The 15,011-nt window shown below is 30.0% G+C and carries 17 protein-coding genes; all 17 read left to right on the forward strand.

The features are described from left to right. The first annotated feature begins 4 nt into the window (after nucleotides 1–4). The 17 genes from rph (at nucleotide 5) to FMAG_RS11065 (ending at nucleotide 15,010) form a co-directional block, all read left to right on the forward strand. Complete coding sequence (rph, locus tag FMAG_RS10985; RefSeq protein WP_005886675.1) at nucleotides 5–772, forward strand: ribonuclease PH; 768 nt, start codon at nucleotides 5–7, stop codon at nucleotides 770–772. 11 nt (nucleotides 773–783) lie between these two features. Next, on the forward strand, nucleotides 784–1,374 hold the full coding sequence (locus tag FMAG_RS10990) for an XTP/dITP diphosphatase (RefSeq protein WP_005886677.1): 591 nt from the start codon (nucleotides 784–786) through the stop codon (nucleotides 1,372–1,374). Nucleotides 1,375–1,461: 87 nt separating this feature from the next. Next, nucleotides 1,462–2,337: a hypothetical protein gene (locus FMAG_RS10995; RefSeq protein WP_005886679.1), complete on the forward strand. Its 876-nt coding sequence runs from the start codon at nucleotides 1,462–1,464 to the stop codon at nucleotides 2,335–2,337. Nucleotides 2,338–2,487: 150 nt separating this feature from the next. Next, on the forward strand, nucleotides 2,488–4,131 hold the full coding sequence (locus tag FMAG_RS11000) for an AAA family ATPase (protein ID WP_005886681.1): 1,644 nt from the start codon (nucleotides 2,488–2,490) through the stop codon (nucleotides 4,129–4,131). A gap of 121 nt (nucleotides 4,132–4,252) precedes the next feature. Next, nucleotides 4,253–5,326: a helix-turn-helix domain-containing protein gene (locus FMAG_RS13435; RefSeq protein ID WP_005886683.1), complete on the forward strand. Its 1,074-nt coding sequence runs from the start codon at nucleotides 4,253–4,255 to the stop codon at nucleotides 5,324–5,326. 19 nt (nucleotides 5,327–5,345) lie between these two features. Beyond that, nucleotides 5,346–6,152, forward strand: a complete 807-nt coding sequence (locus FMAG_RS11010) for an ATP-binding protein (protein WP_005886685.1) — start codon at nucleotides 5,346–5,348, stop codon at nucleotides 6,150–6,152. A 127-nt stretch (nucleotides 6,153–6,279) separates the two neighbouring features. Beyond that, on the forward strand, nucleotides 6,280–6,579 hold the full coding sequence (locus FMAG_RS11015; protein WP_005885833.1) for a hypothetical protein: 300 nt from the start codon (nucleotides 6,280–6,282) through the stop codon (nucleotides 6,577–6,579). Between the two features lie 258 nt (nucleotides 6,580–6,837). Further along, nucleotides 6,838–7,212, forward strand: coding sequence for a M15 family metallopeptidase domain-containing protein (locus tag FMAG_RS11020; RefSeq protein ID WP_005886358.1), 375 nt, complete (start codon nucleotides 6,838–6,840; stop codon nucleotides 7,210–7,212). 353 nt (nucleotides 7,213–7,565) lie between these two features. Beyond that, nucleotides 7,566–7,748 carry a hypothetical protein gene (locus FMAG_RS11025; protein ID WP_005886687.1) on the forward strand — a complete coding sequence of 61 codons (183 nt, stop codon included), beginning with the start codon at nucleotides 7,566–7,568 and terminating at the stop codon, nucleotides 7,746–7,748. 107 nt (nucleotides 7,749–7,855) lie between these two features. Then, nucleotides 7,856–8,074 (forward strand): hypothetical protein, encoded by a 219-nt coding sequence (locus FMAG_RS11030; protein ID WP_005886689.1) that lies wholly within the window; start codon nucleotides 7,856–7,858, stop codon nucleotides 8,072–8,074. A gap of 77 nt (nucleotides 8,075–8,151) precedes the next feature. Continuing rightward, nucleotides 8,152–8,433 carry a hypothetical protein gene (locus FMAG_RS11035; RefSeq protein ID WP_005886691.1) on the forward strand — a complete coding sequence of 94 codons (282 nt, stop codon included), beginning with the start codon at nucleotides 8,152–8,154 and terminating at the stop codon, nucleotides 8,431–8,433. Nucleotides 8,434–8,713: 280 nt separating this feature from the next. Further along, the gene (locus FMAG_RS11040) at nucleotides 8,714–9,814 is read left to right on the forward strand and encodes a hypothetical protein (protein WP_005886693.1); all 1,101 of its coding nucleotides are present in this window, start codon (nucleotides 8,714–8,716) and stop codon (nucleotides 9,812–9,814) included. A 182-nt stretch (nucleotides 9,815–9,996) separates the two neighbouring features. Next, nucleotides 9,997–11,361, forward strand: coding sequence for a sugar transferase (locus FMAG_RS11045; protein ID WP_005886695.1), 1,365 nt, complete (start codon nucleotides 9,997–9,999; stop codon nucleotides 11,359–11,361). Beyond that, a complete protein-coding gene (locus FMAG_RS11050) occupies nucleotides 11,361–12,173 on the forward strand; it encodes a glycosyltransferase (RefSeq protein ID WP_005886697.1) in 813 nt (270 codons plus the stop codon). The genes FMAG_RS11045 and FMAG_RS11050 overlap by 1 nt, the downstream gene beginning before the upstream one ends. A gap of 5 nt (nucleotides 12,174–12,178) precedes the next feature. Then, nucleotides 12,179–13,285 (forward strand): CDP-glycerol glycerophosphotransferase family protein, encoded by a 1,107-nt coding sequence (locus FMAG_RS11055; protein ID WP_005886700.1) that lies wholly within the window; start codon nucleotides 12,179–12,181, stop codon nucleotides 13,283–13,285. Then, complete coding sequence (locus FMAG_RS11060) at nucleotides 13,282–14,004, forward strand: IspD/TarI family cytidylyltransferase (protein WP_005886702.1); 723 nt, start codon at nucleotides 13,282–13,284, stop codon at nucleotides 14,002–14,004. The genes FMAG_RS11055 and FMAG_RS11060 overlap by 4 nt, the downstream gene beginning before the upstream one ends. Further along, nucleotides 13,997–15,010: an alcohol dehydrogenase catalytic domain-containing protein gene (locus tag FMAG_RS11065; RefSeq protein WP_005886704.1), complete on the forward strand. Its 1,014-nt coding sequence runs from the start codon at nucleotides 13,997–13,999 to the stop codon at nucleotides 15,008–15,010. The genes FMAG_RS11060 and FMAG_RS11065 overlap by 8 nt, the downstream gene beginning before the upstream one ends. Nucleotide 15,011 lies beyond the last annotated feature (1 nt).

A 15,011-nucleotide genomic window follows, 5' to 3' on the forward strand; every position in this document is an offset into this window, starting at 1 on the left:
TAGAATGAATATGATAAAAGAGATGATAATTGAAGCTGATATGAGAACAAAAAAACTTAGAGAAGATGGAAGAGATGTAGATGAGCTAAGAGTATTAAAGGCTACTAAGGATTTTAACCTATATGCTGAAGGGTCTGTACTTATGGAGTGTGGAAATACAAAGGTAATATGTACAGCTACTGTAAGTGATAAGGTACCACCATTTTTAAAAAATCAAGGGAAAGGTTGGCTTACAGCTGAGTACTCTATGATACCTAGAGCTACTGGAGAGAGAAACCAAAGAGAATCAGCTAAGGGAAAATTAACAGGTAGAACTATGGAGATACAAAGACTTATAGGTAGAGCTCTTAGAACTGCTGTGGATTTAGAAAAGTTAGGAGAGAGAACTATAACTATCGACTGTGATGTAATACAAGCTGATGGGGGAACAAGAACTACTTCTATAACTGGTGGATATATAGCTCTAGCCCTTGCTATGAAAAAACTTGTAGCTGAGGGAGTGTTAGCAGAAAATCCAATCATCTCTAATGTGGCAGCTATCAGTGTGGGTATTGTAAATGGAACACCTGTACTAGACCTTAAATATACTGAAGATTCAGCAGCAGAGGTAGATATGAATGTTGTTATGAATGGAGAGGGAAAATTTGTAGAGGTACAAGGTACTGGAGAAGAGGCTACTTATACAAGAAAAGAGCTAAATGAGATGTTAGATTTAGCTGAAAAGGGATTAAAGGAGATAATGGAGCTACAAAATAGAATAATTGGAGAATAGGAGAGGAAAATATGAAAATATTTTTAGCTACTGGAAATAAACATAAAATAGATGAGATAAAAGCAATATTTGCCAATGTAAAAGATGTAGAGATACTATCTATAAAAGATGGTATAGAGATACCTGAAGTAGTAGAAGATGGGGATACTTTTGAAGCAAATTCTGCAAAAAAAGCTTTGGAGATAGCAAAGTTTACAGGAATGATAACTATTGCTGATGATTCTGGACTTTGTGTAGATGCACTAGGGGGAGCACCTGGAGTGTACTCAGCTAGATATTCTGGCGAGAATGCTACTGATGAATCAAATAATGCTAAGCTTATGGAAGTAATGAAAGATGAAAAAAATAGAAAGTGCCACTTTGTAAGTGTAATAACTCTTGGAAAACCTGATGGAAGAGCTTACTCTTTTAGAGGGGAGATAGAGGGAGAGTTACTATGTGAACCAAAGGGAAAAGATGGATTTGGATATGACCCTTACTTCTATGTAGCTGAGTATGGAAAATCTTTAGCTGAGATGCCAGAGATAAAAAACAGGATTAGTCATAGAGCCAATGCTTTGAAAAAATTGGAAAAAGAGTTAGATAGAGTATTAGCTGATTAATTATCAACAAAATTTGTAAGTAACTTTACTTATTTTGAAAAATATATTATAATATACTATGTATTATATTTTGTAAGGAGAGATTAAATGAAAAAGATATTGTTACTTTCATTATTAGTAGCAGCTACTGTTTTTGCAGAAACACCTAAAAAGCCAGAGTTAGAGTATAGTGCTCAACCAAAACTTGGAATTATAAAAGGAGATTACTACAAAAATGAAAAAAGATTCCGTCAAGGACATCTAGGAACATTAGAAGTAGTAAAAGATAATGGGAAAATTGTACTAGTAGAGTTTAATGAATTGACTAGACCTAACTACTACAATCGTTATTTCCAAAATGTATCTAAACGTTACTCTTCATATAACTTCAAAATGTTTGAAGGAAAGGGAGCAGCTTGGATTCAAGGAGTTTTAAAGGCTGAAAAACAAATGTTAGATGAGCAGAGATTAACAGGGGAGTTTGACCTTGTAGCTGGAGCGTCAAATAGTATAGAACAGTCAATGTTACCATTAGCAGCAGAGTTAGAACCTGCAACTCACAACTCATCTTCTCAAAAATACTACAGCATAGCTGAGGTATTAGGAAATGGTGTAACAGGAAGATTAAAAGTGATAGTAGAAGATGGAAAGATAATCTCATGTAGATATGATGAGATATTTGCAGATTCTCCTAAGGATATCAAACCAGGAAAATTTAAAAAATATTTTAAACAATCTAAATATGAGAGTGTAGATTATGATGAACCATCACGTATAGGATTTAATATACAGATGGATGCTTTAAATGAGAAAGTTGTAAAAACTCAGGATATGTTTGATTTAACAGGACTTCCTGCTACTGAAGATAGTGGAGATTATAAAAAATCTGGATATACAACTAGAAATACTGCTTGGGATAATTATTTAAAATTAGCAGAAAAACTACATGCTGAGATGTTAAAAGATAAAGTTATAGCAAAATAGAGTTTATAAAATAGTGAGGATAAGTTCTTCACTATTTTTTATTTGGGGTATTTTTAATGATAGTTAAGATTAGAATGAAATAAAATAGAGATTTAACAGGGAATATGTTATAATATTAATAATTAGATTATTGAATAGAGAGGTGAGAGCATGTTAAAAGGAATACCAATAGGAAGAGAAGATTTTAGAGATATAAGAGAAAATAATTTATACTACATAGATAAAACTAAATTTATAGAAGATATTCTATTAGATGGAACACAAGTAAAATTATTTTGCCGTCCAAGAAGATTTGGAAAAACTCTTAACATGTCTACTCTTAAATACTTCTTTGATATAAAAGATAAGGAGAAAAATAGAAAATTATTTGATGGATTGTATATAGAAAACTCTCCTTTAATAAAGGAACAAGGGAAATATCCTGTTATATTTATTAGTATGAAAGGAATAACAGGACTAAGCTGGAAAGAGAGTTTCAGTGAAATTAAACTTAAAGTAAAAGAATTATTTAGAGATTATAGTAGTTTGGTAGATAAATTTGATAAATATGATAAAGGAGATTTTGAAAAGTATATATTAGACATAGAGAATATTGGAGAAGCTGAGTTAAAAAAATCCTTACATATGCTAACAAAATTATTATATAAATACTATGATCAAAAGGTAGTAGTATTAATAGATGAATATGATTCTCCAATAATGACAGCTTATGAAAAAGGTTACTATACAGAGATGATAAATTTTTTTAAAGCATTTTATGGAGATGTACTTAAAACTAATGAGTATCTACATATAGGGGTACTTACAGGAATAGTTAGAGTGGCACAAGCAGGGATATTTTCTGATTTAAATAACTTTATAAGCTATACAGTTTTGGATGATAATTATAACCAAGCATTTGGATTAGTAGAGAAAGAGGTTAAAGATATTTTAGAATATTATCAAATTGGATATGAGATGCCAGAAGTAAAAGAGTGGTACGATGGTTATAACTTTGGAAATGTAGATATCTATAATCCTTGGAGTATATTAAATTTTGTAAAAAATAAAAAGGTAAAATCATACTGGGTAAATTCCTCAGGAAATGCAGTGATACTAAATATGTTATTATTATCAGATGGAGCAGTATTTAGTAGTTTAGAAGATTTGATAAAAGATAGAGATGTAATAATATATATTAATGAAAGTATAAGGATGGGGGATAATCTCTCTCCTAATAATATATGGGAATTGATGCTGTTTTCAGGATATTTAACAGTAAAAGAGGAACTAGATAGTACTACATATATAGTGAAGATACCTAATATGGAAGTTAGAAAACTGTTTAAAGCACTATTTGTAGATTCAGTATTTAGAGGACAAAATAATATAGGAAATATGATACAAGCTCTTCTAAGTAAAGATGCAAATCAGGTGGTTAATATTTTTGAAGAGGTAGTTATAAATGCAATGAGTTACTATGATGCAAGTAAAAAGTATGAAAATCCTTATCAAACATTGCTAGGAGGATTTTTGTATGGACTTGATAATTACTATATTATGTATCCCAATATAGAAAGTGGGTATGGAAGAGCAGATATAGTGTTGAATCCAAGAAATAAAAATTGGGTAGGATATATATTGGAATTAAAAAGAGGAATTAGTAGTGATGATAAAAAAGAAGCTGACAGAGCTCTAAATCAAATAGCTGAAAATAAATATGAAACTATATTAAAACGAGATGGAGTAAAAGAAATAATTAAAATAGGATTAGTATTTGATGGAAAAAAGATAATAAGTAGTTATATAAAATAGTGAGGATAAGTTCTTCACTATTTTTTATTTTTTGTATTAGAACAGATAGGAACCTGTTACATTTATTTCCTCTAAATAAGATGCTACAATATAATTAAATCTAAAAAGAGGAGGAGATAGTATGGAAAAATTAAATTATTTTGCAATAATGCCAGCGAAGGTGAGATATGATGAAAATTTAAAACCTATGGAGAAGCTTATCTATTCTGAGATAACTGTTTTAACAAATTTTAAAGGTTATTGTTATGCTACTAACTCTTACTTTGCAAAATTATATGGGGTACATAAAAACTCTATCTGTGCTTGGATAAGTAATCTTGTCAAATATGGATATCTAAAAGTGGAATATGTGTTGAAGGAGATAGATGGAGAGAAAAAACAGGAGAGAAGAATATATATTGTAGATATAAAGGAGATAAATCAAGCTAAGAAAGAAGTAGTGGAAAAAATCTTAGAGAGAAAAGTAAAAGAGAGTAAAAAGGAAGAAGAGAGAGAAGTAATAGAAAAAGATGTAGAGGTAGAAGAGAAAGTAGGGACAAAAAAAGAGATAGAGGATACAAATTTTTGTGAGGGGGTATCACAAAAAACTGTGATGGTCACAGAAAATACTGAGGGACCCTCACAAAAAAATGTGAGGGGGTATCAATCAAATTTGGGAGACCCTCTTAATGAAAAGACGGAGGAGAATAATACAAGTAGAATAATAAAAGAGAATAATTATTATATATATACATATAGGGGAGAGGAAAATCTTCCTGTTGTAAGAGAGATTTTGAAAAAGTATAGTGAGCTAGGATTACCACCATATGAATATCCACCAGAGAAGAATCTAGTGATGAAAGCCTATGGAGAATTAGGAGCAAAGGGAGTATTCAAAGCTTTAGAGATAATGTCAAAATCTAATTTTGTTATGGAGAAGATGTGTGTAGATACAATTTTAAAAGTGGAGAATCTAAAGAAAGCTCTCAATGGGAACTTTAAAGCTGATGTAGAGGAAAAAAGTGTTGAGCTAGTAGGTAAAAAGAGAGAAAGCATTAAGAAATCAGGAGATGAGAAAAAATTTGAAGAGAGTGAAGAGGGTAAGCAGTGGAAAGAGGAGCAGAAGAGAAAGATATCTGAACTTTTAGAAAAAGATGTGGAAGAGGAAGATACACCAGAGTTGTTTAGTGTAGAGGAGTTATTTGGAAAGAGATAGAGAGTGGGAGGAGTAACATATGAAGTGTCAATATTGTGGGAAGGAGTATGTAAAAAATGAAGCTGAAGGATTAGAATACTTACCAGAATTTATTAGACAACATATAGAGTATATTCCAGCTTGTGATTGTTTGGAAAAGAAAAGACTAGAGGAGATGGAAGAGGAAAAGAGAAGACAGGAAGCAGAGTCCATACGAAATAGGGTAAAAAGATATAGGGATATATCTGTAATGGATAGTAGATTTTTAAAGAGCAATTTTGAGGGAGCAGATATGAGTGGAGAGTATATGAAATTAGCTCTTCGTTATGCTAAAAGTTTTATGAAAAAGAGGATGGATATAGGGATAATATTTTATGGGGGAGTAGGTACAGAGAAGACATTTGCTAGTGGCTGTATAGCTAATTACCTAATGAGTAGAGGAAAGAGTGTACTTGTGATAAATCTAGGATTATATCTACTAAAAATCACTAAGGAGTGGGGAGAAGCAGAGAGTGAGGTTTTAAAGGTTGTAGAAAGTTGTGATTTACTCATAATAGATGACTTTGGAATGGAAAAATCCCTTGAGGATAAAAATAGTGCTTGGAGAGGAGAGAAGATATATAATCTCATAGATAGTAGGTATAGATGTGAAAAACCTCTGATTATTACTACAAATTTGGAGTTTAGCAAAGATGAGAGTAGATGTGAGATAGCTAAGAAATTCTCTATGGGAGGAAAAAATAGGATAAGGGATAGGATAGTGGAGATGTGTTATCCTGTGGAAGTAAAGGGAAAGAGTAGAAGAGAGATAGATGAGAAGAGATTTTTTAAGCTACTGGAGATATAAAAAAAATAGAGAAAATTATAGCCAACCTATGCTAACACTAGTGTTATTTTATAATAAAAAATGGTACTCTATATACATAGGGAATCGCGATTATCTAACAAATCTAAAAATAAAGGGAGGAATAGAAATGTCAGTAGTAACAACAGTTCAAAAGGAGATTGAGAGTTTAAAAAATTCTATAAAAAGAGAGAAAGCAATAGAGTCAAATATATTTGATATGACAGCAGTGATAGAACATATAGCAGAGTTGAAAGAAGCCTCAGAACCTATGGCAGAGGAAAGTCCATACGAATCATATGAGGAGTGGCAAGCAGCAGCAGAAAAAGAACTAAAAGGATATCAAAGCTCATTGGCAACAATAGCAGAGAACAAGGAGATATTAGTAGCATTGGAGACTTATATATCTGAGCATCCAGAAGGGGTGTAGAAGTTATAAGAGTTATTTCATATGTAAAGAACTTGATTAACTATGGCTTACTTCACTAAAAATGCAAAACTCGTTTCACTCAAACAGTTGCATTTTTGGTCGTTCAGTTTCGCTGAGTTAATCTAAATTCTTTTCATAATTTTCATAACTCTTAATAAATTTCTGTATTAATTTTAGGTAAGGAAGGGAGAAATTACTTGAAGTGTAGAGCAAAACTCACTTAGGAAATTTCTCCCTTTTGTTATGTAGGAGGGGTATATGAATAAGGCAAGTGTAAGGAGTAAGAAAAAATTAGAGGGAGTAGATAGTAGGTTAGTACTGTTGGTAGGATATGCTTTGGCAATATCTCCAGTGGATTTTTTTGTAAATGAGGGGGTAAGAAGTGAGAAAAAACAAAAGGAGTACTATAAGCAGGGAAAAAGTAAATGTGATGGGGTAGTAAATAGAAGTAAACATCAAGATGGAAAGGCAATAGATGTGTATTATGTGGGATGGGAGAGTGATGATAGTTTAACAGATGACAGATGGTATATTTTAATAGAGAGTTTTAAAAAGGCTGGTAAGATGTTGGGATTGAAGTTAGAGTTTGGATATGATTGGGGCTGGGATAATCCCCATATAGAGTTAAGGTAGCACAAAAAATAAAAAGACCCCGAAGGGTTCGAGGAACACTATCTGTTCTTATACCACCACCAAACAATGATAAGTAGAACAATGAAAGTTCCACCTTCAATAGAATTGATGTTGATTGTGATGTACATATAGTGTACCTCCTTTGAAATATGCTCGACTATTTATAAGGCTCGTTACACCTTATAAATATGAAATAAGCCTCCACCGAAGTGAAAGCTTAATTCATAACGAATTTTTGCATATTTCAAAGTCCCCAACAGAGTGTCAATCAAAGATTGACTTATGTAGCTCTATTAAGTAACTAGATTATAGCATAAAAATGACAAAAAGTCAAAAAGGAGAGGAGGGAGAGAATGGGAAAAGTATTGGGTATGGTAATCAAATTTGTAAAGTATTTTATCTGTAAATGGTTTGCAACAAGAGTGATAGAAAAGATAGTGATACTATTACTAGAGGAGCTAGTAAAAAGAACAGATAGTAAATTAGATGATAAAATCTATCAAGCAGTATTTGAAGAAGTAGAAAATAGAGCATAGGGTAAGAAGATGACAAAGGGAATAGAAAAGGGGGGCTAAATGAAAAAGCATAGCTATATAAAGTATATGATGTGGATAGGGAGAAGGGCAAATGAGTGGGGGTAAGCATGGAGTATATAAAAATAATTAGTGGAGTTTTAGCAATATTTATAGGGTATCACAAATTTATACTCTCTCTACTAGATAGAAAGATAGACAAAGAGATCTGGGAAAGAGAGAAAAAACTTTTAGAGAGATTAGAGGAGGAGAATAGAAGGAATATGGTAGATGGAATAAAGAGAATAGAGGAGAGGATGGTGAGGATAGAGGAAAAATTAATGAGATAAAATTTGAAAAAGTACAAAAAATATAGTATATATTGATTAAGGCATATTTTATTATAAAATTAAAAGGGGGCTATTCTATGGTAAATATACAAAATCCAACTGAACTTTATATTTTAAAAAGATTAAAGGAACTTTCTGAAGAAGACCAATTATTGGCAGAAGAGATGGTAAGAAGTTTAGGTGAGTGGTGTAGAGTAGAGGAAGTAGCTAGCTATCTAAAGAAAAGTACTAGGTCCATATACCAAAGGATAGCTAATGATGAGATAATAAGTAGGCATTATGGAAATAGTGTAATTATTTTTACTAGAAGTTTAATCTTTATTTTGGAAAAAAGAGAAAATTGGAAGCGATCTAAATAAAAAAATTAAATCACTTCCGTAGATAAAGGATAGATTATGTAAAATTTGAAAGGTGCATAATCTATCTTTTTTTATTTTTTGTAAAAGTACATATTTTACTGAAAAAGCGTACTTTAAGTATATGTAATCAATTTATTTTACCCTTTTTTCTATTTTATGTCAATAGCCTTAACCTAAATAAGTAGAACTTTTTTTAAAAAATTATAATTTTTAAAACAAATTTTTAATACGTAAATTCGCTTTTTCAGTATAAAAAGAACTCAAAAAAGGAGGAGTTTTTTTGGCTAACTATATAGTTCAATTTCCTTTGAAAGTAGAGAAGTATCAAGAGGATGTCCTTGAAAAAAGATTTAGGATAGGTAGGGATATATACAACTCTCTTTTGAGAAAGATGATGAAAAAATATGATGAGATGAGAAAGCAAAGAGTATATAGGGAGCTACTCCATGAGATAGCTAATACTGAGAAGAAAAAACCACTGTATAAAAAGCTAGAAACAATTAGAAAAGAGAGTGGATTTACAGAGTATGCTTTTCATAAAGAGGTAAAGGATATGCAGAAATTTTTTAAGCAGAATATAGATTCCTTTACAGCTCAAAAGATAGCTTCACAGGTGTGGAGAGCTTTTGAAAAGATGATGTATGGAAGCGGTCAGAGGGTACATTTTAAACAGGAAGATGATTTCAAATCTCTTGAGGGAAAATCCAATGGAACAGGGATTAGATATATAGATGGATATATAGATTGGAAAGGACTTAGATTAAAAGTTCTAATTGATGAGGAAAACCACTATGAGAAAGAGGCTCTTAAAAGTGAGATAGCCTATTGTAGACTTATTAGAAAAAATATTCGTGGAAAACTCAAGTACTATACACAGATAGTTTTTAAAGGTATGCCACCTAGAGAGATAGATAAGAAAACTGGAGAGTATAGAAAAAGAGTAGGTAGTGGAGAGGTAAAGGTAAAGATAGGTAAGGAGTACCTTGTCTATGAAAAAGATGGGGAGTCTAAAGAGATAGAGCTAGCTGATAAAATTTACTCACTAGAGGTAAGAAGAAGAGAGCTCATCGAGAAGATAAATAGAAGAAAAAGAGAGGGGCTATCAACACTCAGTGTAAGACATAGAAAACTAGTAGAGGAGTTAAAAGAGGTATATAGAAAACAAAGTGATGTGAGAAAGTACCAACATGAGTGCTTGAGTAATGAGATACTAAGCCTTGGAGATAGGGTAGAGATAGAGGAACTAGAGAGTGTACAAGAGGAGATTTACTCTAAGGGAAAAGAGAGAAGAGTGAAGATAACTAGAAGTGGTAAGAGAGGAAATAGGGCTCCTAGAATGCTTGTGGAGATAATTGAAAGAAAACTAGATTATAAAGAGTAAATTATTAGGTTTTGACATGAACCTAACTAGTAATAGTGAAAACTTCAAATGAAAAAGATTGGGCTATCACTCTTTAGAGAGGGATAGAAAGTCTTGAGTAGTGAGGAGTAAGAAGTGTCAGTACTTTTCATTTGTTTAAAAAAATATTTAACAGATAAATTGGGAATTGGAGAGAATTTTTTATGAAAAGACAGGTAGCAAAAGTTGTAATGATAATAATGCAGTTTATTTTCTATTTTGTAGTGAATGAACTGTTTGATGTGCCAGATAGGATAATGTATAATACATTTTTTATTTATCTGGCTTTAAATTTAACCAAAAATATGTATTCTTTTAAAACTATTCTAATATGGGAAGAATTGAGAAAACTCCTATTAGTTCATGCTGAGTATCTAATAATTATGCTTATTAATGACTTGGCTTTCTGGGGTATGAAATTTATTCCTGTACACCTTTTTGTAGGACTTACTTTTACATTCTTTAATATTTTCATAATTAGGTTTATAAGAACAGTATTTAGAAAAAATCTTGAGAAGAGCTTATTGATAATAGGGATAGGAAATACTGCTAATCAGATAACAAGGATAATAAGAGATAATAATACCTTTACTATGTATAAACTACTTGGATATATCTCAGCTAATAGTATAGAGGGGGTAAATCAAGAGGTACATGTAGAAAAAGATAGAGTGATAGGTACTTATGAGGATTTGGATAAAATCCTAGATGAAAATAAGGTGAATGAGGTACTGATAGCTTTACCACTAGCAGATAATGAACAGATGGAAGAGATAATTAATAAGTTAGATGGTAGAGTGGATAAAATTAAGTTTATTCCAAGATTAAATGGCACATATACACTTAACTCAACAGTAGAGGACTATGATGGAATGATGGTGTTATCTACTTACAATGGAATGAATAAGAAAAGATATAAGATACTGAAAAGATGCTTTGATATCTTTGCTGGTAGTGTAGGTTGTGTAGTATTAGGACTACTTTATTTAATCTTTGCTCCTAAGATAAAAAAAGATGGTGGAAAAGCAATATTTACTCAAAATAGAATTGGTAAAGATGTAAAACCATTTAAGATGTATAAGTTTAGAAGTATGTATGTAGATGCAGAAGAAAGATTACAAGAGTTATTAGAAAAAGATGAGAAGAAAAGAGAGGAATTCTATAGAACTTTCAAACTGAAAGATGACCCAAGAATAACTAAGGTAGGGGAGTTTTTAAGAAAAACTTCATTAGATGAGTTTCCACAGTTCTTGAATGTGATAAAGGGAGAGATGTCCTTTGTAGGACCTAGACCAGTGGTACAAAAAGAAGTAGATATGTACTATGGAAAAGAGAACGCAAGAAAGATATTTATGGTAAAACCAGGAATAACTGGAATGTGGCAAGCTAATGGAAGGTCAGATGTAGAGGATTATGATTCAAGAATAGCTTTAGACTTATACTACATACGTAACTGGTCATTGTGGCTAGATGTGATAATAACAGTTAAGACAATAAAGAATGTTATATATAGGAAGGGTGCATATTGATGAAAGAAAAAGTTTCAGTCTTGATGTCAATATATTTTAAGGAAAAGCCAGAATATTTTAGGGAGAGTTTAGAAAGTATAAAAAATCAAACATATGAAATAGATGAATTGGTTTTAGTAAAAGATGGTGCTTTAACAGATGGACTAGAAGAAGTAATAAAAAAGTATAAGGATGTATTAAATATAAAAGAAGTCCCTCTAGAAAAAAATGTAGGATTAGGATTAGCTTTAAGAGAAGGAATATTACATTGTTCTAATGAAATAGTAATTAGAATGGATAGCGATGATATTATGGATAATTCTAAAATAGAAGAGCAGATAAAAATATTTAAAGAAAATCCAGATTATATTTTAGTTGGAACAAATGCATATGATTTTAATAAAAATATAAAGGATATTTTATCAGAAAGAATTCTCCCAGAAAAAAATGATGAAATACTAAAATTTTCTAAAAGAAGATGTCCTTTTATACATGCAGGAATAGGATTTAAAAAAAGTTATGTATTAAAAGCTGGAAATTATGAAGATTGTTATTGGTTTGAAGATTATGATTTATTCCTAAGAATGTTAAAGTTGGGTAAAAGTTACAATATTCAAAAAAATCTTTTATATATTAGAAGTAATTTAGATGTTTATAAAAGACGAGGCGGTTTAATTTATATAAAAAGAGAAATTAAAGCACTAACTAAATTTTATAAACGAGGGGATATTAATTTTTATTATTATATAACAAATATGATAATAAGAATTGGAATTAGAGTTTGTGGAAATAAATTGAGAAGTTTGATATATAAGAAATTATTAAGGAGATAAATATAATGAAAATAATAGGAAAGATACTTTTAATCTTAATATTTAAAATATTTAATCTGTTTCCTATTAATAGGAAAAAAGTTATATTAGGGGAGTGTCCTGGAATAGGATTTGATGGAAATGTAAAGAGGGTATATGAAGAATTAAAAAAAAATAAAGATTTACAATTTATTTGTATTTCTTTAAAGAAACAAAAATTTGAATTTTGTGTAAAAGAAAAATTGAAACAATACTCTGTATTGGAAATAAAAGGAATTTGGCATTTAGCAACCTCTGGATTTTGGTTTTCAGACTCTGTATTTTTTTCTTTTTTCCCACTAAAAAAAGAACAAAACAACATACAACTTTGGCATGGAGCAGGTGCTTTTAAAAAATTTGGAAGAGATGTTAGTAGTGGGCTTAAGTATTACATTACTTTTTTGAGCGTTAGTTCAAATGAAGTAATTGATATTTATGCAAATGCTTTTAGAATTTCAAAAGAAAAAGTGAGAAATTTAGGTATACCAAGAGCAGACATCTTTTTTAGAGAAGAAGAAAAACAAAGGATAAGGGAAGAATTTTATAAGAATTATCCAGAATTAAAAAACAAAAAGATAATTCTATATGCACCAACTTTTAGAGATAATGAAAAAAATAAATTTAATTTAAAATTGGATATAGAATTAATGAAAGAAAATTTAGAAGGATTAAATTATATATTGTTATTAAAACTACATCCAGGAATAAAAAGTAAAGATATTCAAGTTGATAATAAATTTTCATATAATTTTTCTGATTATTCTAATACAGCAAATTTGTTAATCATTTCAGATATTTTGATAAGTGATTATTCATCGATAATATTTGAATTTTCAATAATGAAGAAACCAATATTATTCTATGCGTATGATGTAGAAGAATATATAAGTGATAGAGGATTTTATTATAATTATTATGATTTTATTCCTAATAAAATAAGTTATACAACAGAAGAAATAATAAAAGCAATTATAAATCAAGAGTGGGATTTAGAAAGAATAGAAAAATTTGCAAGATATTTCTTTAATCCTTTTGATGGGAACTCAACTGAGAGAGTTCTTAAAGAAGTTGGTTTATGGGAGGAAAATAAATGATATTTGGAGCAATTTTAGCAGGTGGAACTGGAAGTAGAATGGGTTTAACTAATATGCCTAAGCAATTTTTAGAATTAGGAGATAAGCCTATTATTATTCATACATTACAAAAATTTTTATTAAATCTAAAGTTTGATGTTATATATTTAGGAGTTCATGAAAATTGGACTGGGTATATGGAGGATTTAATAGAAAAATATATAGTAGATGAAGAAAATAAAAATAGAATAAAAATTATAAGTGGTGGAGCTGATAGAAACTCTACAATTATGAATATAGTAGAAGATATAGAAAAAAATTATATTTTGACTAATGAAGACATAATAGTAACACATGATGCAGTAAGACCATTTATCACATCAAGAATACTAGAAGAAAATATAGAAATATCGTTGAAATATGGAGCATGTGATACAGTAATTCCAGCAATAGATACAATAGTAGTTTCAGAAAATAATGAGATAATAAAAGAAATACCTAACAGACAATATATGTACCAAGGACAAACACCACAAAGTTTCAAGATATTAGAATTAAAAAATTTATATAATGAACTTTCTAAAGAGGAAAAAGAAATTTTAACAGATGCATGTAAAATTTTTGTGATAAAAGGTAAGGAGGTTCATTTAGTAAGAGGAGAAATTTCTAATTTGAAGATCACTACTCAAGAAGATTATAAAATAGCTCAAGCAATGATAGGAGTGAAATTAAATGATTAATTATGTATATCAATTAATATCTCCTAGGGTAATTTCTATAAAATATGAGAATTTAAATTTAGATGATAAAGTAATAGTAAAACCTTTATATATGGCTATATGTCATGCTGACCAAAGATATTATACAGGTAATAGAGATAAAAAAGTATTAAGTAAAAAATTACCAATGGCTCTTATACATGAATGTTGTGGAGAGGTAGTAATTGATAGAAGTGGGAAATTTAAAAAAGGACAGAAAGTAGTCTTAATTCCAAATGTACCAGGACAATATAATAATGAAATATATGAAAATTATGGAGAGGGAGCTAAATTTTTATCGAGTGGTTATGATGGATTTATGAGAGAATATATAGATTTATCTAGTGATAGAATAGTTCCTTTTGATAATATTCCATTAGAAATAGCAACTATAACAGAGTTTGTAAGTGTAAGTGTTCATGCAACAGAAAGGTTTAAAAATATTTCTCACTCTAACAAAGAAGGGATAGGAATTTGGGGAGATGGAAGTTTAGCTTTTGTAACAGCGAATGTATTAAAAAAAGAATTTCCTAATTCTAAGATAATAGTATTTGGAAAAAATAGGGATAAGCTTTCTTTATTTTCTTTTGTAGATAAGACAATATTAATTGATGAAATTCCAGTTGATTTAAAAATAAATCATGCTTTTGAATGTGTTGGAGGAGAAGGAAGTTTTTATGCTATTGATGATATCATAAAATATATAAAACCTCAAGGAACAGTTATGTTAATGGGGGTAAGTGAGAATAAGGTTGGAATAAATACAAGAGATATTTTAGAAAAAGGTTTAACTTTTGTAGGAAGTAGTCGTTCTGGATATCAAGATTTTGTAAGAGCTATAGAGATATTACAAGATGAAAAAGTTCAAAAAAGATTAAAACTTATAATAGAAAATTATGGAGTAATAAAAAAGATTGAAGATATACACAAAGTATTTAATTTTGATTTAAATACTCCATTCAAAACTGTATTTAGATGGGAGATATAGA

The organism is Fusobacterium mortiferum ATCC 9817 (assembly GCF_000158195.2).
Taxonomy (GTDB): domain Bacteria; phylum Fusobacteriota; class Fusobacteriia; order Fusobacteriales; family Fusobacteriaceae; genus Fusobacterium_A; species Fusobacterium_A mortiferum.

Bases quoted from the DNA above. Each gene is read 5' to 3' on its own strand.
- rph (WP_005886675.1), top strand. From the start codon at position 5: ATGAATATGATAAAAGAGATGATAATTGAAGCTGATATGAGAACAAAA.
- FMAG_RS10990 (WP_005886677.1), top strand. From the start codon at position 784: ATGAAAATATTTTTAGCTACTGGAAATAAACATAAAATAGATGAGATA.
- FMAG_RS10995 (WP_005886679.1), top strand. From the start codon at position 1,462: ATGAAAAAGATATTGTTACTTTCATTATTAGTAGCAGCTACTGTTTTT.
- FMAG_RS11000 (WP_005886681.1), top strand. From the start codon at position 2,488: ATGTTAAAAGGAATACCAATAGGAAGAGAAGATTTTAGAGATATAAGA.
- FMAG_RS13435 (WP_005886683.1), top strand. From the start codon at position 4,253: ATGGAAAAATTAAATTATTTTGCAATAATGCCAGCGAAGGTGAGATAT.
- FMAG_RS11010 (WP_005886685.1), top strand. From the start codon at position 5,346: ATGAAGTGTCAATATTGTGGGAAGGAGTATGTAAAAAATGAAGCTGAA.
- FMAG_RS11015 (WP_005885833.1), top strand. From the start codon at position 6,280: ATGTCAGTAGTAACAACAGTTCAAAAGGAGATTGAGAGTTTAAAAAAT.
- FMAG_RS11020 (WP_005886358.1), top strand. From the start codon at position 6,838: ATGAATAAGGCAAGTGTAAGGAGTAAGAAAAAATTAGAGGGAGTAGAT.
- FMAG_RS11025 (WP_005886687.1), top strand. From the start codon at position 7,566: ATGGGAAAAGTATTGGGTATGGTAATCAAATTTGTAAAGTATTTTATC.
- FMAG_RS11030 (WP_005886689.1), top strand. From the start codon at position 7,856: ATGGAGTATATAAAAATAATTAGTGGAGTTTTAGCAATATTTATAGGG.
- FMAG_RS11035 (WP_005886691.1), top strand. From the start codon at position 8,152: ATGGTAAATATACAAAATCCAACTGAACTTTATATTTTAAAAAGATTA.
- FMAG_RS11045 (WP_005886695.1), top strand. From the start codon at position 9,997: ATGAAAAGACAGGTAGCAAAAGTTGTAATGATAATAATGCAGTTTATT.
- FMAG_RS11050 (WP_005886697.1), top strand. From the start codon at position 11,361: ATGAAAGAAAAAGTTTCAGTCTTGATGTCAATATATTTTAAGGAAAAG.
- FMAG_RS11055 (WP_005886700.1), top strand. From the start codon at position 12,179: ATGAAAATAATAGGAAAGATACTTTTAATCTTAATATTTAAAATATTT.
- FMAG_RS11060 (WP_005886702.1), top strand. From the start codon at position 13,282: ATGATATTTGGAGCAATTTTAGCAGGTGGAACTGGAAGTAGAATGGGT.
- FMAG_RS11065 (WP_005886704.1), top strand. From the start codon at position 13,997: ATGATTAATTATGTATATCAATTAATATCTCCTAGGGTAATTTCTATA.